Genomic DNA, 17179 nt, shown 5'->3' on the forward strand with positions numbered 1-17179 from the left:
TTGCACCGTCGCTGGTCCGAGGACGTCCCAGGACGTCCACGGATCGTCCGTTTACGCGGTGATGCCGTCCGCCCCCGCGCGGCCACGATCGGGTCCTCCCCGCCACTCGACTGACCCAGGAGGACCGCGTGATCCGTGACGTCACCGGCATCCACAAGATCCGGATGCTGTACCTGCAACTCCTGTACCGCTGCAACTTCTCCTGCCTGCACTGCTTCCACGGCGAGCGTCTGAAGCACACCGACTCCTTCACCGCCGAGGAGGCGGTCGGGCTCATCCGGCTCATGCGCGAGGAGTACGGCACCGAGGCGGTGACCCTGCTCGGCGGCGAGCCCTTCCTCTGCAAGGAGCTCACGCAGGTCGTCCGCTACACCCGGCAGGAGCTGGGGATGCGGGTGGAGATCTGCACCAACGGCTACCGGATCGAGCGTCGCCTCGCTGAGATCGCCCCGTACGTGGACCTCCTGCGGGTCTCCTTGGAGGGTGTCGCCGGCACCAACGACGCCATCCGCAGGCAGGGCAGTTACCACGCCGCCCTGAGCACGCTGAACCTCGCTCGGGAGCTCGGTGTCACGACGGCCGCGACGATGACCGTCACGTCGCGGAACATCGGCGAGGTGCTGCCGCTGGCGCGCGTCATGCAGCGGTTCGGCGCCCGTCAGCTCAAGCTGCACTGCCTCCGCCCGGTCGGCAACGCCGCCCACCACCCCGAGCTTCTGGTCGGCGACCCGACCGCGTACACCCGGCTCCGCGAGGAGCTGCGGACGGCCGGGCTCTCCATCGAGGTCATCCTCGACGAAGACCTCGCCGAGGGCGGGGCTCCGGAGATCCGCGCGCCGGCAGGCGGCCCTCGCGAGATCGAACGGATCGAGGCCGACCCGCGCGGCGCGCTCACCATGTCCTGCAAGGCCGTGGGCAAGGACTCGCACGCCTTCTGGTACGAGAAGGCCGCGGGTCGTATCGTCCACCGGCCCTCCGCCACCGACGAGCTCACCCTCGCCGTCCCGGACGTGGTGTACGCCCGTGCCTGACCGGCCGTTCTTCGAAGCGCTCGAAGGCTTACGGGGAAGTGGGAAGTCCACTATCGCGCCCCTGCTTGCCGTGGCCAGGGGCGCCGTCCTGGTCCCCACCGTGCCGCTCGCCTACCAGCCGCTGCGACGTCAGGTGGATCTGCGGGCGAGCGTCGAGGCCCGACTGTGCTTCTACCTCTCGGCGCTCTTCACCGCCGCCGAGGAGATCCGGCGCCATCTCGCCGCCGGTACGCCGGTCGTCGTCGAGAGCTACTTCGCCCGGTGCCTCGCGAACCACCACGCCTTCGGGGCCCGCCTCGGCGTCACCCTCCCGCCCGACCTGCCCCAGCCCACCACGTACCACCTGCTGTGCGGGGAGGACGAACGGCGGCGGCGCCTCGCCGGACGGATCAAGCCCCTCTCGCGGTGGGACGCGCTGAGCGAGGAGGCCGCAGGCCAGATCTCAGCCGCCTACGCCCAGTTCCCGATGTACCGGATCGACACCACGAGCCGTGCTCCGGCGCAGATCGTCCAGACGATCCTCACCACCGCCCAGGAAGGACATCACCGTGCAGACGCGGAGCCTGTGGGAGCGCACCCTCACGTTCTTCCCTCAGTTCCTCGCCGCTCTGAACGAGCGCGCATCTCCTGAGGCCACGGTCGCGGTCGTCGGCGCGAGCGACGGAAAGTTCGTGCTGCCGCTCGCCGCCGCCGGTTACCGAGTCATCGCCATCGAGCGCGACCCCTTCGCTCTCCACGGAGGCGAGGTCAGCCTTCCGGGTGACAGCCATGCCCAGGTCCCCGGCCTCATCGACCGCCTCAAGGCCGAGGAACTGCGTGACCGGGTCCAGGTCATCGGCGAGGACTTCCTCACGGTCGAGCTCTCCGAAGGGCACTGCGACGCGGTCTGGACGAGTTGTTCGTGGCACTACAGTGCCAACCACCGCAGCCCGCTCGGCGACTTCGTCCGCCGCATGCAGGACCTCGTTCGCGAAGGTGGCTTGTTCGGCGCGGAGTTCATGATGCCCGTCGAAGAGCGCCACCAGTCCATCGAGCACTACACCTCGCCCGAGAGACTCGCCCGCCACTTCGGCCCCGGCTGGGACGTCCTGCTCACGGCGCGCACGAACCAGTTCGTCGAGCGCCCGCACCTCGGCCAGCCCCACGACCACACGCACCGCATGGGTCTGCTCATCGCGGCCCACACCTCCAGGTAATCGCACCCAACGAGGAAGACGACCATGAAGCACGAGTACGAGGCCAAGTTCCTCAACGTCGACGTCACCGCCCTCCAGGACAAGCTCACCTCCCTGGGCGCCAGGCGAGCGCTCCCCCGCACCCTTCTCACCCGCAAGATCTTCGAGAACGACGCCCTCGATGGCGGCGCGTGGCTCCGGCTGCGGGACGAGGGGACTCGCTCCACCCTCACCCTCAAGCGGGTCACCGATTCCACCACCATCGACGGCACCACCGAGATCGAGACCGAGGTCACCGACCTCCACGCCATGGCCGACATCCTCCGGCGCCTCGGCCTCACCGAGGTCCGCTACCAGGAGAACTACCGCGAGGAATGGCGCCTGGGCGAGGTCGCCTTCGACTTCGACACCTGGCCGGACCTCCCCACGTTCATCGAGATCGAAGGCCCGGACGAGGCCTCCGTCCGCCAGGCCGCCGACCTGCTCGACCTCGACTACACCGAAGCCCGCTTCGGCAGCGTCGACGAGATCTACAAGAGCGAGGCCGACCGCGACATCCTCGCCGAGCCCACGCTCCTCTTCTCCGACGCCGGCGGGGCCTGACCGTGCCCGGCGGAAATCCGTGGCGGGCACTAGACGCGTCTCGCTAGCCTCGCGCGCATGTCGACCACCCCCGCCTCCGCCCCCACCCCCGGTCCCGTCCCCGACGCCGACCTCGTCCGCCGGCTGCTCGCCGCCCAGTTCCCGGAGTGGGCCGGGCTGCCCGTGCGGGAGCTCGAATCCGCCGGGACCGACAACGCGATGTTCCGGCTCGGGGACGGGCTCGTCGTGCGGCTGCCCAAGGCGGAGTGGGCCCTGGGGCAGGTCGAGAAGGAGCAGCGGTGGTTGCCGCGGATCGCCGCGGGGGTGCCGTTGGCGGTGCCCGTGCCCGTCGGGTGCGGGGTGCCGGGGGAGGGGTTCGGGCAGCCGTGGGGTGTGTACGAGTGGCTGGACGGGGACGACGCCTTCCGTGCGCCCGTACGTGATCTCGCGCACGCCGCCGTCGAGTTGGGGCGGTTCGGGGTCGCCATGCGCGGTGTCGACGCGAGCGGCGGGCCCGCCTCCTCCCGGGGTGGGCCGGTCACCGCGTGGGAGGAGGGGGCCATGGCGCCGGCCGTGCGCGACCTCGGGGCGGACGGCACCCTCGACGCCTCGGTCGTGTCCGCCGCCTGGGAGTCCGTGCTGCGGCTGCCGCAGTGGGACGGGGCGCCCGTGTGGGTGCACGGCGACCTCCAGCCGGGCAACCTCCTGACCCGGGACGGGCGGCTCAGCGCCGTCATCGACTTCGGCGGGGTCGGGGTCGGCGACCCCGCCTGCGACATGATCGCCGCCTGGACGCTCTTCACCCCCGAGACCCGCCCGCTGTTCCGCGAGGCCGCCCGGGTCGACGACGCGACCTGGGCGCGCGGGCGGGGCTGGGCCCTGTGCTGGGGCGTGGTGACGGAGCACTACTACCGCGAGCTCAACCCCGTATTGGCCGGCGCGGCCCACCGGGCGTGGACGCAGGCGCTGCCGGAGTGCGACGAGCGGGGCCAGGGTCCGTCAGGCAGGGCCTAGGGCTCCAACTGGGCCGGGATGTCCGCCGCGTGAATGATCGTCAGGCCCGATACGGCCCGGGTCAGGGCCACGTACAGGCGCCGCAGGCCCGTGCGTTCGTCCGGTTCGCCGTCGACCACGGCGGCCGGCTCGTCGAGGACCACGTAGTCGTACTCCAGGCCCTTCGCGAGCGACGCCGGGACCAGGGTGAGGCGGGAGGCGGCCGTGGTCTCCTCGCCGGGGGAGAGGTAGGCGAGGCCCGCCGCCGTCAGGGCCTCGGCCAGTGGGGCGATGCGGGCGTCGGCCGCGATCAGGCCGATCGAGCCCTCGTGGGCCAGCGACTCCCGGCACGCCGCCACCACGGAGGCGTCCGGGTCCTCCGCCGCCCGCCGGATCTCCAGCGCGCCCGGGTTCTCCCGTACGGACTCCACCGGAGCGAGCCCCGGCGACATGTGCGGGAGGAGACGGGAGGCGTACGCGATGACCTCGCGCGGCACGCGGAAGCCGGCCGTCAGCTCCTCGACGAGCGCCTCCGGCTTGCCCAGGTGCTCCAGGGCCTGCGCCCAACTGGCCGTCGCCCACGGGGTGGTGCCCTGCGCCAGGTCGCCGAGGACCGTCGCCGAACCGGTCGTGCAGCGGCGGCCCACCGCCCGGTACTGCATGGGGGACAGGTCCTGCGCCTCGTCGAGCACCACGTGGCCCAGCGAGTGGGTGCGCTCGACCAGGTCCTTCGCCTCGTCGATCAGGACCGCGTCCGCCGCCGACCACTTCGCCGACTTCACGCTCCGGGCGGGCTTCGCCCACAGCAGCAGCTTCTGCTCGTCCTCGTCGAGGAGCCCGGCCGCGTGCTCCGCCAGGAACGCGGCGTCGCTCAGCAGGCGCAGCACCAGCTTCGCCGGGTCGACCGCCGGCCAGCACTCCTTGACGACCGCCTTGACCGCCGCGTTGCGCGCCACCGCGTTCTGCACCCGGTCGTCGGGGGCCTCGCCCGCCTCCTCCATGCGCACCAGGACCGCGTGCGCGATGCGCTGCGGCAGGGCCTCGCGGGCCGCCCCGTACCGGATCTCCCGGGCGAGCAACTCCCGGACCATCTCCTCCAGTTCGTACGCGGGCACCCGCCAGCGCCGGGAGCCGCGCACCACCATCAGCGGCTCCGTGGGGAGCGACACGTGCGAGCGGACCGCGCGCCGCAGCAGCTCCGCCATGCGGGCGTCGCCCTTGACGACGGCGGTCGCCGCCTCGTCCGTGCCGCGCACCTCGACATGGGCGACGAGGTCGTCCACGGTCGCCTGCTGCACCTCCAGCTCGCCGAGCGCGGGCAGCACCTGCTCGATGTAGTGGAGGAAGGAACGGTTCGGCCCGATGACCAGGGTGCCGGTGCGGGCCAGCCGCTCGCGGTGCGCGTACAGGAGGTACGCGACACGGTGCAGGCCGACGGCGGTCTTTCCGGTGCCGGGGCCGCCCTGCACGCAGACCGTGCCGGACAGGTCGGAGCGGACGATCTCGTCCTGCTCGGGCTGGATGGTGGCGACGATGTCCCGCATGGGGCCGACGCGCGGCCGCTCGATCTCCGCCTGGAGCAGCCGGCTGGTGTGTTCGAGCTCCGTCGGGTCGGACAGATGCTCGTCCTCGTACGCGGTGAGCTCGCCGCCCGTGTACCCGAAGCGCCGGCGCAGCCCGACGTCCTGCGGGTTCTGCTTCGACGCCTGGTAGTACGGCTGCGAGACCGGCGCACGCCAGTCGATCACCATCGGGTCCCCGGCGGCGTCGTGGACGTGCCGCCGGCCGATGTAGAAGCGCTGCCCCTCCTGCGTGGTGTGCAGGTAGTCGAGGCGGCCGAAGAAGAGCGGGGTGTCGGCGAGGTCGGCGAGGGCCTTGATACGGTCCTCGATCTGCCGGGTCAGGACGACGGAGTTGACCCAGTTCGCGGTGACGTCCTTGATGTCGAGCGACTCCACGTCCTCGCGCATCGCGCGCAGGGCGGTGCGCGAGGAGGCCAGGTGGGCGCGCTCCCGGGCGAGCGGATCGTCTGCGGGGGACGTTACGGACACGGTGAAGCCTCCGGGTCGGGTACGCGGACACGTCGAGGTGGCCGCCGGTTTCCGACCGGACGGCGGCGCTCCGCGAGGGGAGGCGGGGAAGCTGGCGAGTGTACGCCGCCCCCGGGCCCGTACGCGAATGGATTCACCCCGGCCGACCCGTACGGATTCACCCCGGTCCGACCCGTAGGGGGCGGGGTCCGCCTCGGGGTGGACCCCGGTTCCACCCCGAGGCCGATGTGTTCCGAATGTCCGGATTCCATCATGGATACATGACCGCCACAGCCCTCACCCCAGCGCCCGCACACCGTCCCCGGCCCCTCCCCGGAGCCCGCGCCCACCGTCTGGCCTTCGCCCCTCTGCGGGCGATACGGGCCTTCGGCGGCGCGGTCGTCTCCGTCGCCGTCCTCGGCCGCCACGACGAGGAGGCGGGGGTCCGCGACCCCCGCCCCGCCCACCGCGACTGACGCCTCCCGGCCCCTACGACTCCAGCAGCTCGCTCGCGTCGAGGATCCGGTACGCGTACCCCTGCTCCGCCAGGAACCGCTGCCGGTGCGCCGCGAAGTCCTGGTCGATCGTGTCGCGGGCGACCACCGAGTAGAAGTGCGCCTGATGCCCGTCGGCCTTGGGGCGCAGCACCCGGCCGAGCCGCTGGGCCTCCTCCTGCCGGGAGCCGAACGTGCCCGAGACCTGGATGGCGACCGTCGCCTCGGGCAGGTCGATCGAGAAGTTCGCGACCTTCGACACCACGAGGACGCTGATCTCGCCCTCGCGGAACGCGTCGAACAGCTTCTCGCGCTGCGCGTTCGACGTCTCGCCCTTGATCACCGGCGCGTTCAGATGCTCACCGAGCTCGTCCAGCTGGTCGATGTACTGCCCGATGACGAGGATCTGCTGCCCGGCGAACTTCTTCACCAGCGCCTCGGTGACCTTCCGCTTCGTCGCCGTCGTCGCGCAGAAGCGGTACTTCTCCTCCGCCTCCGCCGTCGCGTACGCGAGCCGCTCCGCGTCGGTCAGGTCGACCCGGACCTCCACGCAGTCGGCGGGCGCGATGTAGCCCTGCGCCTCGATCTCCTTCCACGGCGCGTCGAAGCGCTTGGGCCCGATCAGCGAGAAGACGTCCGACTCGCGCCCGTCCTCCCGTACCAGCGTCGCCGTGAGCCCCAGCCGCCGCCGGGCCTGGAGGTCGGCGGTGAACTTGAAGACGGGGGCCGGCAGTAGGTGCACCTCGTCGTAGACGATCAGGCCCCAGTCCCGGGAGTCGAAGAGCTCCAGGTGGGGGTAGATGCCCTTACGGCGGGTGGTGAGCACCTGGTACGTGGCGATGGTGACCGGCCGGATCTCCTTGCGGGTCCCGCTGTACTCGCCGATCTCGTCCTCGGTCAGCGAGGTCCGCTTCACCAGCTCGTGCTTCCACTGCCGGGCCGAGACCGTGTTCGTCACCAGGATCAGGGTGGTCGCCTTGGCCTTGGCCATGGCACCCGCCCCGACCAGCGTCTTTCCCGCTCCACAGGGCAGCACCACGACGCCCGAGCCGCCGTGCCAGAAGCCCTCGACGGCCTGCTGCTGGTACGGGCGCAGCGCCCAGCCGTCCTCGGCGAGGTCGATCCGGTGCGCCTCGCCGTCCACGTAACCGGCCAGGTCCTCGGCGGGCCAGCCCAGCTTGAGCAGCGTCTGCTTGATCTGCCCGCGCTCGGAGGGGTGCACGGCCACGGTGTCCGCGTCGATCCGCTCGCCGACCAGCGGCTGCACCTTCTTCGACCGGAGGATCTCCTCCAGGACCGGCCGGTCGGTGGTGGTGAGCACGAGCCCGTGCGTGGGGTGCTTGGAGAGCGTGAGCCGCCCGTAGCGGGCCATGGTCTCGGCGATGTCGACGAGCAGCGCGTGCGGCACCGGGTACCGCGAGAACTCCACCAGCGCGTCCACGACCTGCTCGGCGTCGTGCCCGGCGGCCCGCGCGTTCCACAGCCCGAGCGGCGTCACCCGGTACGTGTGGATGTGCTCCGGCGCCCGCTCCAGCTCCGCGAAGGGCGCGATGACCCGCCGACAGGCCTCGGCCTGCTCGTGGTCGACCTCCAGGAGGAGTGTTTTGTCGCTCTGGACGATGAGTGGACCGTTCACGTCTCGTTGCATCCCTTCCACGCGGCCGAAACGCGGCCAAACATCCAGTCTGCCCGACGGGCGGGGGAAGGGGCAGCCCGACGCCGGCCGGGCTCGGCCGGACGCCGCACCCGCTCACCCCGCCGCGGTCCGCGCCAGCGCGTTGTTGCCGATGGAGTTGTGGACGGTGAAGCTCACCGCGTCCGGGCGGTAGCGGTCGTCGGACCACTCGACGGGGCGGCCGTCGTGGGTGGTGGTCACGCGGCGGACGCGGAGGAGGGGGCTGGTGCGGCGGATGGCGAGGAGGGTGGCGTCGCGGGTGCCGGCGGCCAGGGCGTCGATGACGTGCTCGCCGTGGGCGAAGACCAGGCCCGTGGCCTCGTACAGGCGCTGGGTGACCGAGTCGCAGTCGGGGTCGATGGCCTCGACGGCGGGGGAGATCCAGTCGGCGTAGACGCTGCGCTCGACCAGGACGGGGTCGCCGTCCAGACCCCGGAGCCGGAGGACGTTGAGGAGGGGGGTGCCCTGGGGGAGGTGGAGGCGGGCGGCGTCCTCGGCGGTCGCGGGGCGGTACTCCTGGGCGACCACCCGGCCGGTCGCCGTGCGGCCCATGGACTGGGCCCACTGGGCGAAGCTGCGCAGCTCGGCGAAGCTCTGGCTGCGGCGGCCGGCGAGGACGACCCGGCGGGCGCCCTGGCGGGAGCCGATCAGGCCCTCGGCGGTGAGGGCGGCGAGGGCCTGCCGGACGGTGCCGCGGGAGGCGTCGTGGCGGGCGGCGAGCTCGGCCTCGGCCGGCAGCCGGCTGCCCACCGCGTACTCCTCGCGGTCGATGGCCCGCCGCAGCTCCTCGGCGATCCGCTCGTGGCGCGTGGTCGTCATGCGTTCCCCTTCGTGTGCGCTTCTCAGTGCGCAGTGAGGGCAGCGTAGTTGAGCTTTCGATGGCCGGAAAACGCCGCCAATGTGCAGGGAATGGCGGGCACCCGTTCCCTTCGCGTTCATGTTCACGACACGGACGCCGGGCGTACTGAGGCCAACTTGTTCAGACAAGTTCCTCCCTAGACGCTCCCCCTCGACGCTCCCCCTGGAGAAGCCGTGCCCGTCCCCACGCCCTCGCCCACGCCCTCGCCGAGCGTCCCGAGAACCGCCCTCCTCGGCGGCTCCCTCGCCGTCGTCGCCGCGCTCGCCCTCACCGCCTGCGGCGCGGCCCCCGAGAACGCCGCCACCACCTCCGACGGCAAGAACGCCGCCACCGCGACCTCCGCCGCCGACCTCGGCGGCATGGACGCCCTGGTGAAGGCGGCCAAGAAGGAGGGCGCGCTGCACGCCATCGCGCTGCCCCGCGACTGGGCCAACTACGGCGCCCTCATCGACGGCTTCCAGCAGAAGTACGGCATCAAGGTCGAGGTCGAGAACCCGGACGCCTCCAGCCAGGACGAGGTCAACGCCGTCACCTCCCGCAAGGGCCAGGACCGCGCCCCCGACGTCCTGGACCTCGGCAGCTCCTTCGCGCTCAGCGCCGCCCAGCAGGGCCTCCTCGCCCCGTACAAGGTCACCGCCTGGAACGACATCCCCGAGGGCCAGAAGGACCCGAAGGCCCGCTGGTACAACGACTACGGCGGCTACGTCTCCATCGGCTGCGACGCCAAGCGCGTCAAGACCTGCCCCACCACCTTCAAGGACCTCCTCAAGCCCGAGTACAAGGGCCAGGTCGCCCTCAACGGCAACCCCACCAAGTCCGGCTCCGCCTTCGGCGGCGTCTACGCGGCGGCCCTCGCCCAGGGCGGCTCCTTCGACGACATCCAGCCCGGCCTCGACTTCTTCGCCGCGCTCAAGAAGAACGGCAACTACACCCCCGTCGAGTCCACCCCGGCCACCGTCGAGAAGGGCGAGACGCCCATCAGCATCGACTGGGACTACCTCAACGCCGGTTACGCCCAGGAGTTCAAGACCAAGGGCCTGGACTGGAAGGTCGCCGTCCCCACCGACGGCCGCTACGCCATGTACTACTCGCAGGCGATCAACAAGGACGCCCCGCACCCCGCCGCCGCCCGCCTGTGGCAGGAGTACCTCTACAGCGCCGAGGGCCAGAACCTCTGGCTCAAGGGCTTCGCCCGGCCCGTCCTGATGCCCGCCATGGACAAGGCCGGCACCCTCGACGCGCAGGCCGCGCTCAAGCTGCCCGCCGTCTCCGGCGTCCCGTCCTTCCCGGCCGAGGCCCAGCAGGCCAAGGCCAAGGCGACCCTGGCGCAGGGCTGGGGCAAGGCCGTCTCCGGATGACGAGCACCCTCACCGGACCCGCCGCTTCCCCGAGCACGTCGGGGAAGCGGCGGGTCCGCGCCCCCGGCACCGGGCCCGCCGCCCGGCCGCGCCGCCGCCGCGCCCCCGCCTGGCTCGCCGCCGTCCCGCTGCTCGCCTTCACCGCGCTCGCCTTCGGCGTCCCCGCGCTCGCCATGCTCGGCGGCGCGTTCACCGTCGACGACCCGGCCGGCGGCCCCGCCTCGTACGGTACGGAGAACCTGGCCACCTCCCTCCAGGGCGCGTACCTCACCGCCCTGCTCGGCAGCGTGAAGCTCTCCGCGACCGCCGCCGTCCTCGCCGCCCTGCTCGGGCTGCCGCTCGCCCAGGCCGTCGTGACCTCCCGCTCCCGCGCGCTGCGCGAGGCCGTGCTCACCGCCTCCGGCGTGCTCGCCAACTTCGGCGGCGTCCCGCTCGCCTTCGCCTTCGTCGCCACCCTCGGCAACGCGGGCGTCCTCACCCGCCACTTCGGCCTCGCCGACCAGGGCTGGAGCCTCTACAGCTTCTGGGGCCTGGTCCTCGTCTACCTGTACTTCCTGATCCCCCTGATGGTGCTCACCATCACCCCCGCCCTGGACGGCCTGCGCGTCCAGTGGCGCGAGGCCGCCCGCAACAACGGCGCCACCACCGTCCAGTACTGGCGGCACGTCGCCCTGCCCGTCCTGCTGCCCAGCCTGCTCGGCGGATTCGTGCTGCTCTTCGGCAGCGCCTTCGCCGCGTACGCCACGGCCGCCGCGATGGTCGGCAGCGCCGTCCCGCTGGTCACCCTCCAGATCTCCGACGCGCTCTCCGGCAACGTCCTCGTCGGCCAGGAGAACGTGGCGCTCGCCCTCAGCCTCGACATGGTCGTCGTCGCCGGACTCGTCATGGCCGTCTACCTGCCCCTGCAACGCCGGAGCTCCCGATGGCTCGCCTGAACCCCGCACCCCACTGGCGCCGTTGGGTGCTCGGCCTCGCCGGGCTCTACTTCCTGGTGCCGCTCGCCGCCTCCGTCGTCTTCACCGTCGACGTGCCCGGGCAGGGCCTCACCCTCGACGCGTACACGAAGATCATCGGCACCGAGGGCTTCACCGGCAGCCTGCTGCTCTCGCTCGGCCTCGCCGCCGTCACCATCGCCGTCGTCCTGCTGCTCATGGTGCCCGCCATGGTCGCCCTGCGGCTCGGCGCGCCCCGGCTGCGCCCGCTCGTCGAGACGGTCTGCTCGCTGCCGCTGGTCGTGCCGCCGATCGCCTTCGTCGCGGGCCTCGGCACCGTCCTGAAGTGGGGCCCGGAGCACCTCTCCCGCACCCCCCTCTTCCAGACCTTCGTAGCCCTCCAGAACCCGGACTTCCCCGTCGTCCTGGTCCTCGCGTACGTGGTGATGGCGCTGCCCTTCACCTACCGCGCCCTCGACGCCGGGCTGCGCGCGGTCGACGTCCGCACCCTCGTCGAGGCCGCCCGCAGCTGCGGCGCGGGGCCGGTCAGGGCCCTGGTCACGGCCGTCCTGCCGAACCTGCGCGGCGCGCTGATGAACGCGGCCTTCCTCACCCTGGCCCTGGTCCTCGGCGAGTACACCGTCGCCCAGCTGCTCGGCTTCCGGCCCTTCGCCGTGTGGATCGTGAACATCTCCGGCTCCCAGGCCCAGATGTCCGTGGCCGTCTCCGTCCTCAGCCTCCTCGTCACCTGGCTGCTGCTCCTGGCCCTCGCCGGGGCCGGCGGCCGCGCGCCCGGCGCCCGCCGCACCCGTACCGCCAAGGGATCACCATGACCGCCACCACCGTCCGTACCGAGGCCGCCACCGTCGAATTCCGTTCTCTACGGCGGCAGTTCGGCCCCACGACCGCGCTCGACGGACTCGATCTGACCGTCCGCCCCGGCGAACTGCTCGCCCTGCTCGGCCCCTCCGGCTGCGGCAAGACCACCGCCCTGCGCATGCTCGCCGGCTTCGAGACCCCGGACTCCGGCGCGGTCCTCGTCGACGGCCAGGACATCACGCACGTCCCGGCCCACCGGCGCGACGCGGGCATGGTCTTCCAGTCGTACAGCCTCTTCCCGCACCTCGACTGCGTCGACAACGTGGCCTTCGGCCTGCGCATGGGCGGCACCGGCAAGGCCGAACGGCGCCGCCGGGCCGCCGAACTCCTCGACCTCGTCGGCCTCGGCGACAAGGGCGCCCGCTTCCCGCACCAGCTCTCCGGCGGCCAGCAGCAGCGCGTCGCCCTCGCCCGCGCGCTCGCGCTGCGCCCGCGCGTCCTGCTTCTCGACGAGCCGCTGTCCGCGCTCGACGCCAAGGTGCGGCTCACCCTGCGCGAGGAGATCCGCCGCATCCAGTCCGAACTCGGCATCACCACCCTCTTCGTGACGCACGATCAGGAGGAGGCGCTGTCCATGGCCGACCGGGTCGCCGTCATGCGGGCCGGCCGCCTCGAACAGTGCGCCCCGCCCGCCGAGCTGTACGGGCGGCCCGCGACCGCCTTCGTCGCCGAGTTCGTCGGCACCATGAGCCGGATCCCCGGCCGCCTCGACGGCACCACCGTCGAGGTCCTCGGCCGCCGACTCCCCGTCGACGGCGAGGCGCCCGCGACGCCCGACGTCGACGTCCTCGTACGTCCCGAGGACCTGAAGGTCACCGCGGACGGCGCCCGCTCGGCCCGGATCGTCGCCACGGCCTTCCTCGGCGCGACCACCCGCCTCACCGTCCGGCTCGCCGACGCCACCGAGGTCAAGGCCGACCTGCCCACCCACGAGGCCGCCGCCCTCGCCGCGGGCGACGCCGTGACGGTGACCCCGCGCGAACGCCCGGTCCTCGTCGCGGCCCGCGCCACCTGAGACCGCGGCCCGCGCGACAACTGGACCGGTGGCGCGGGCCGCCCCAGCCGTAGCAGTGAAAGAGAGAGCGACCAGCGTGACCACTGAACTCCCCCTCCAGGCCGTCCTGTTCGACATGGACGGCACGCTCGTCGACACCGAGGGCCTGTGGTGGGAGGCGGTGGAACAGGTCGCGGGCCGCCCGCTGACCGAGACCGACCGCCCGGACGTCCTCGGCCGCCCGGTCGAGCACACGGCGGCCTGGCTGGCGAAAACCGAGGCCCACGCCACCGCCGAAACGCTGGCGGCAGCGTTGCACCGGGAGTTCGCCGAGCGTGTACGGGCCGGGGTCGTCCCCCGCCCCGGCGCCCTGGCCCTGCTCGCCGCACTCGCCCGCGACGGAGTCCCCACCGCCCTGGTCACGGCCTCGCCCCGGGCCGTCGCCGACACCGTCCTCGACGCCCTCGCGGCCCTCGGCGCCCCGGAGTTCACGGTCTCGGTCACCGCCGACGACACCCCCCGGACCAAGCCCGAACCCGACCCGTACCTCGCCGCCTGTCACGCCCTCGGCGTCGACCCGACCCACTGCGTCGCCGTCGAGGACACCCCGACGGGCGTCGCCTCGGCCGAGGCGGCGGGCTGCGCGGTCCTGGCGGTCCCGTCGGTCGAACCGATCGAGGCGGCGCCGGGGCGGACGGTACGGGAGAGCCTCACGGGGGTGTCGCCGGAGCTGCTGTGGTCCCTCAACCCAAGGGGCTGACCCGCCCCCGCTACGCCGTCTCCCCCTCCTCCAGCTCCGCCACCCCCGTGATCCGGTGCAGCGGATACGTCCGGACCTCGTCGGCCGTGTGGTCGTACCCCGTCACGAAGCCGCCCTCGACGCGGACGGGTGCGATGACCCGCTGGCTGGCGGCGCCCTCCGCGTTGACGTAGCCGATCCACACGGCCGAGCCGGTCATGGCGGCGGCCTGGACGGTGGCCAGGGTGTCGGCGGGGGAGGTGCGGGGGAGGCGGTCCGCCGCCAGGGGCGTGGTGGGTTCCTTGCGGACCACCGTGGCGGCGCGGTCGCCCGCCCGGATCGCCCGGACCGCCGCCGTGAGCAGCGTGGCGTCCGGGGCGGGCGGGCCGTCGGGGACGGGCGCCGGGGCGGTGCGGGGCGGGGTGCGGTAGGCGTCGGCGCGGGTGATCAGGACGTCGCCCTCGGCGGACTCCGCGGCCGGGGCGTACCCCATCGACCGCAGCCCCTCCAGGAGCGCCGCCGGATCGGCCTGCGCGGCCAGCACGGTCGGCGCGAGCCGCCGCAGCCGCAGCGGGGCCGAGCGCCGGTCCGCCAGGATCTCGCCGAGCACCGAGTCGTCGTCGCAGCGCACATACGCGGAGGCCGCGCCGATCCGCAGGTGCCCGTGCTTCCGCGCCACGTCGTCGATCAGGTACGAGAGGGGCTGCGGCACCGGCGTGCGCGAGTGCGCCGTCAGGAAGTCCTGGAGGTCGGAGGCGCTGCGCCCGGCGTCGAGGGCGCGGCGCACGGACCCGGGCGTGAAGCGGTAGACGGTCGCGCCGCCCTTGGACTCCACGTCGGCGAGGACCGACAGCACCTCGGCGAGCGGGCGGCGCAGCGGCCCCGGCGCGACGGCCGTCAGGTCGGCCTGGAGCAGCACGTGGTCGACGGCCTCGGGCAGCAGCGGCGCGAGCAGGGTCGCGGCCCGCGAGGCGGCGACGGACGGCTCGCAGTCACCCGGGTGCGCGGCCTCGGGGGCGGCCTCCGCGAGCGGCAGGTTGAGCAGCGCGCGGGCGGGCGAGGCGAGCGCGCCGCGCCCGGTGACACCGAGCAGTTCGGCCTCGTCCAGGGTCCAGGCGGCGATCCGGGCGCGCAGATCGGCGGGGCCACCGGCCTCGGCCGGCGACTCGGTGCCGGGCCCGCCGGACCCGCCCCGCAGCGGCCGGTCCCAGCGCAGCCGCGCCAGCACCGACGCGCGGTCGGCGGCGGCACCGGGCGGGAGGGTCGCCTGAAGGGCGAGGACCCGGTGGCGCACCTCGGGCGCGGCCGCCCGGTCGAGCCCGGGCCCGAACGCCGAGAGTGCGCGGCCCTTGCCGTCCAGGGTGCCGACCAGGCCGGAGGTGCGGGTCGCCGCCAGCCACGGGACGACGAGCCGCACCCAGCGCTCGGCGGGCGGCAGGTCGAGCCAGTCGTCGTACGCGGGCGTCGGCGCGTACCGCTCGTCGGCCTCCCCGTCCGAGGCGAGCAGCCCCGCCCCGTGAAGCAGTTCCAGCCAGAACGCGGTGACCTGCTCGGTCATGTCGAGGGCCGCCGCGGTGCGCTTGAGGTCGCGCACCGCGAGCCCGCCCGCCCGCAGCACCTGCGGACCGCCCTGGTCCCAGGACTTCAGCAGCTCCTCGGCGGTCGCGAGCGCCGTGTACGCCTGCCCGGCCGCCGCGTTGTCCACCACCTGTGGACGGTACTCGTGGGCCGTCCCCACCACCGGCGGCACCGGCTCCGGCGCCCGGTGCGCCCGCCCGCCCCGCAGGTGCAGCGCCGCCTCCCGGGGCAGCACCACCGTCCGCGTCGACACCGGCAGCAGCAGCCCCCGGTCGCGCAGCCAGCGCACCGGCGGCGTCGGGGTCGCCGTCACTTCCCCGTACGGGGGACCCCAGACCAGCCGGTCGAGCACCGTGAGCGCCTCCGGCGGCGCGGTGTCGAGCAGCGCCGCCATCCTCGTACGGTCCGTGAAGAGACCGGTCAGCGCCGCGACCGCCGACACCGGATCGTGCGTCGCGGGCAGCCCGGCCGCCGCGATGATCTCCTGGAGCCGCCCCGGCGACATGCCCGCCGTCGCCTCCGCGACCGTCGGGCCGAGCCCGGTCGGCGAGGGGTGCTGCGCCGACGGCGCGAGCAGCTCCCGGGCCGTCCGCACCAGCCGCAGCCGCTCGTCGTCGCCCCACACCAGCGCCTGTTCGCGCAGCACCGCGACCGCGCGCGGCAGCGCCGCCTCGATCTCCGCGTCCCCGCCGTCGCCCGTCAGGAGCGAGAGGAGTACGGGGTACGGGGCGGGGTCCGGCGTCACGGCCAGCGCCTCGGCGGTCTGCAACGCGAACCGGTCCAGCCGTTCGAGCGCCCGCACGACGGAACCGCGCGTGCCGGCCCGGGTGGCCAGCTGCGTCAGGTCGTTGGGCACCGGCGCGAGCAGGTCCGGGCGGGCCCGCAGCAGCGCGGCGATCCCCCCGTCGTCACCGGCGCGCAGCGCCTCCGCGAGGGTGCGCGGAGCCGCGCCGACTCCTGTTGCCTCGGGCACGTGCGCCTCCCGGTCGAGCTCACCGATCCCCATCCGGACCACGTTAGCCCCTGCGCAGGCGCTACCGTCGTGCCGTGGGGATCGAGAACGACCAGTTGGTCTTCGACTATCTGAGCCGCGTCGGCGACCTGGCCCAGCAGCGCAGGATGCCGGCCGCCGAACGCCGCGAGCTGGTCACGGGGCTGCGCGACGAGATCGAGCGCCGCCGCACGGTGAAGGGGGAGCCCGTGCGGGGGATCCTCGGCGACCTCGGTACGCCGGACGAGGTGGTCGACGGGACGGCGCGCCGCGTCCCGGGCCCGCGCGCGGCGGCCCCGCCGTCCGAGACCCCGTCCGACGCCGCCGTACCGGCGCCGCGGGACGCGGACTGGTGGCGTAAGGACGCCACGGGCGCGGCCCCCGACGTCGTGGACGCCATGGACACACCCGTGGTCCCCGGCTTCTACGGCGGCGTCGAGATCCCCGAACTCCTGGAGCCGCCGAAGGAGGACGAGGAGGACGAGGGGGACGCCGACGAGGACCAGGAGTCTCCCGAGCCGCTCCGCCGCCGCCTCTCCCTCCGCCTCGGCAGCCCCCTCCTCCTCGTCTCCGCCCTGCTCCTCCTGGCCGGCGCCGCCGGCGGCTGGCTGCTCCCGGTCGTCGCCGGCTGGCTCCTCGCCTACGCCTCCCGCGAGCGGCGCGCCGCCGCCCTCACCCTCCCCGGGCTCGTCCTCACCGGCGGCGCCGTCTGGCTGTGGGGCCGCGTCACGGGCCGCTGGGGCGAGGCCGTCGCGCCGGGCGGCGAGGCGATGGGCGCGGCGCTCTCCGAGACCTGGCCCTGGACCGTGCGCGCCGCGGCCGTCGCCTCGGGGCTCTACCTGCTGTGGCGCTCCCGGCGGGGCTGAGGC

Annotated in this window: 15 protein-coding genes and 1 pseudogene; 12 read left to right on the forward strand and 4 right to left on the reverse strand. The window is 73.7% G+C overall.

Features of this window, described 5'->3' with window-relative positions:
- The first annotated feature begins 128 nt into the window (after positions 1-128).
- The 5 genes from ABTZ54_RS03975 to ABTZ54_RS03995 all read left to right on the forward strand — a co-directional run bounded on the left by ABTZ54_RS03975 (position 129) and on the right by ABTZ54_RS03995 (position 3802).
- The gene (locus ABTZ54_RS03975) at positions 129-1031 is read left to right on the forward strand and encodes a radical SAM protein (RefSeq protein WP_351656927.1); all 903 of its coding nucleotides are present in this window, start codon (positions 129-131) and stop codon (positions 1029-1031) included.
- Positions 1032-1101: 70 nt separating this feature from the next.
- Positions 1102-1662: a hypothetical protein gene (locus tag ABTZ54_RS03980; protein ID WP_351656928.1), complete on the forward strand. Its 561-nt coding sequence runs from the start codon at positions 1102-1104 to the stop codon at positions 1660-1662.
- Positions 1580-2227: a class I SAM-dependent methyltransferase gene (locus tag ABTZ54_RS03985; RefSeq protein WP_351656930.1), complete on the forward strand. Its 648-nt coding sequence runs from the start codon at positions 1580-1582 to the stop codon at positions 2225-2227. Before ABTZ54_RS03980 ends, ABTZ54_RS03985 begins: the two co-directional genes overlap by 83 nt.
- A 24-nt stretch (positions 2228-2251) precedes the next feature.
- Positions 2252-2809 carry a class IV adenylate cyclase gene (locus tag ABTZ54_RS03990; RefSeq protein WP_351656932.1) on the forward strand — a complete coding sequence of 186 codons (558 nt, stop codon included), beginning with the start codon at positions 2252-2254 and terminating at the stop codon, positions 2807-2809.
- A 57-nt stretch (positions 2810-2866) separates the two neighbouring features.
- Positions 2867-3802, forward strand: coding sequence for an aminoglycoside phosphotransferase family protein (locus tag ABTZ54_RS03995; RefSeq protein ID WP_351656934.1), 936 nt, complete (start codon positions 2867-2869; stop codon positions 3800-3802).
- Here ABTZ54_RS03995 and ABTZ54_RS04000 read toward each other — a convergent pair.
- The gene (locus ABTZ54_RS04000; RefSeq protein ID WP_351656936.1) at positions 3799-5832 is read right to left on the reverse strand and encodes a HelD family protein; all 2034 of its coding nucleotides are present in this window, start codon (positions 5830-5832) and stop codon (positions 3799-3801) included. The genes ABTZ54_RS03995 and ABTZ54_RS04000 overlap by 4 nt on opposite strands.
- 260 nt (positions 5833-6092) lie before the next feature.
- Between ABTZ54_RS04000 and ABTZ54_RS04005 the strand changes: the two genes are divergently transcribed.
- On the forward strand, positions 6093-6287 hold the full coding sequence (locus ABTZ54_RS04005) for a hypothetical protein (protein ID WP_351656938.1): 195 nt from the start codon (positions 6093-6095) through the stop codon (positions 6285-6287).
- Between the two features lie 13 nt (positions 6288-6300).
- Here the strand turns inward: ABTZ54_RS04005 and ABTZ54_RS04010 are convergent, their stop codons facing one another.
- A complete protein-coding gene (locus tag ABTZ54_RS04010; RefSeq protein ID WP_351656940.1) occupies positions 6301-7941 on the reverse strand; it encodes a DNA repair helicase XPB in 1641 nt (546 codons plus the stop codon).
- Between the two features lie 114 nt (positions 7942-8055).
- Positions 8056-8799 carry a GntR family transcriptional regulator gene (locus ABTZ54_RS04015; protein WP_351656942.1) on the reverse strand — a complete coding sequence of 248 codons (744 nt, stop codon included), beginning with the start codon at positions 8797-8799 and terminating at the stop codon, positions 8056-8058.
- Positions 8800-9012: 213 nt separating this feature from the next.
- Here ABTZ54_RS04015 and ABTZ54_RS04020 point away from each other — a divergent pair, with 213 nt between their 5' ends.
- The 5 genes and pseudogenes from ABTZ54_RS04020 to ABTZ54_RS04040 all read left to right on the forward strand — a co-directional run.
- Positions 9013-10197, forward strand: a complete 1185-nt coding sequence (locus tag ABTZ54_RS04020) for an ABC transporter substrate-binding protein (RefSeq protein WP_351656944.1) — start codon at positions 9013-9015, stop codon at positions 10195-10197.
- Entirely contained in the window at positions 10194-11132 is a 939-nt protein-coding gene (locus ABTZ54_RS04025) for an ABC transporter permease (RefSeq protein WP_351656946.1), read from the forward strand. Before ABTZ54_RS04020 ends, ABTZ54_RS04025 begins: the two co-directional genes overlap by 4 nt.
- On the forward strand, positions 11120-11962 hold the full coding sequence (locus tag ABTZ54_RS04030) for an ABC transporter permease (protein ID WP_351656948.1): 843 nt from the start codon (positions 11120-11122) through the stop codon (positions 11960-11962). Before ABTZ54_RS04025 ends, ABTZ54_RS04030 begins: the two co-directional genes overlap by 13 nt.
- Positions 11959-13023 carry an ABC transporter ATP-binding protein gene (locus tag ABTZ54_RS04035; RefSeq protein WP_351656950.1) on the forward strand — a complete coding sequence of 355 codons (1065 nt, stop codon included), beginning with the start codon at positions 11959-11961 and terminating at the stop codon, positions 13021-13023. The genes ABTZ54_RS04030 and ABTZ54_RS04035 overlap by 4 nt, the downstream gene beginning before the upstream one ends.
- A 76-nt stretch (positions 13024-13099) precedes the next feature.
- Positions 13100-13747 (forward strand): annotated as a pseudogene (locus tag ABTZ54_RS04040) (HAD family hydrolase); the annotation flags it as partial.
- Positions 13748-13772: 25 nt separating this feature from the next.
- Here the strand turns inward: ABTZ54_RS04040 and ABTZ54_RS04045 are convergent.
- Positions 13773-16325, reverse strand: a complete 2553-nt coding sequence (locus ABTZ54_RS04045; RefSeq protein WP_351656952.1) for a helicase-associated domain-containing protein — start codon at positions 16323-16325, stop codon at positions 13773-13775.
- A gap of 41 nt (positions 16326-16366) precedes the next feature.
- Here ABTZ54_RS04045 and ABTZ54_RS04050 point away from each other — a divergent pair, with 41 nt between their 5' ends.
- A complete protein-coding gene (locus tag ABTZ54_RS04050) occupies positions 16367-17176 on the forward strand; it encodes a hypothetical protein (RefSeq protein ID WP_351656954.1) in 810 nt (269 codons plus the stop codon).
- Positions 17177-17179 lie beyond the last annotated feature (3 nt).

It is taken from the genome of Streptomyces sp. NPDC094032, assembly GCF_040303965.1.
In the GTDB taxonomy this organism is placed as follows: Bacteria; Actinomycetota; Actinomycetes; order Streptomycetales; family Streptomycetaceae; genus Streptomyces.

Bases quoted from the DNA above. Each gene is read 5' to 3' on its own strand.
- ABTZ54_RS04045 (WP_351656952.1), bottom strand. From the start codon at position 16,325: ATGGGGATCGGTGAGCTCGACCGGGAGGCGCACGTGCCCGAGGCAACA.
- ABTZ54_RS04005 (WP_351656938.1), top strand. From the start codon at position 6,093: ATGACCGCCACAGCCCTCACCCCAGCGCCCGCACACCGTCCCCGGCCC.
- ABTZ54_RS04015 (WP_351656942.1), bottom strand. From the start codon at position 8,799: ATGACGACCACGCGCCACGAGCGGATCGCCGAGGAGCTGCGGCGGGCC.
- ABTZ54_RS03995 (WP_351656934.1), top strand. From the start codon at position 2,867: ATGTCGACCACCCCCGCCTCCGCCCCCACCCCCGGTCCCGTCCCCGAC.
- ABTZ54_RS04030 (WP_351656948.1), top strand. From the start codon at position 11,120: ATGGCTCGCCTGAACCCCGCACCCCACTGGCGCCGTTGGGTGCTCGGC.
- ABTZ54_RS04025 (WP_351656946.1), top strand. From the start codon at position 10,194: ATGACGAGCACCCTCACCGGACCCGCCGCTTCCCCGAGCACGTCGGGG.
- ABTZ54_RS03990 (WP_351656932.1), top strand. From the start codon at position 2,252: ATGAAGCACGAGTACGAGGCCAAGTTCCTCAACGTCGACGTCACCGCC.
- ABTZ54_RS04035 (WP_351656950.1), top strand. From the start codon at position 11,959: ATGACCGCCACCACCGTCCGTACCGAGGCCGCCACCGTCGAATTCCGT.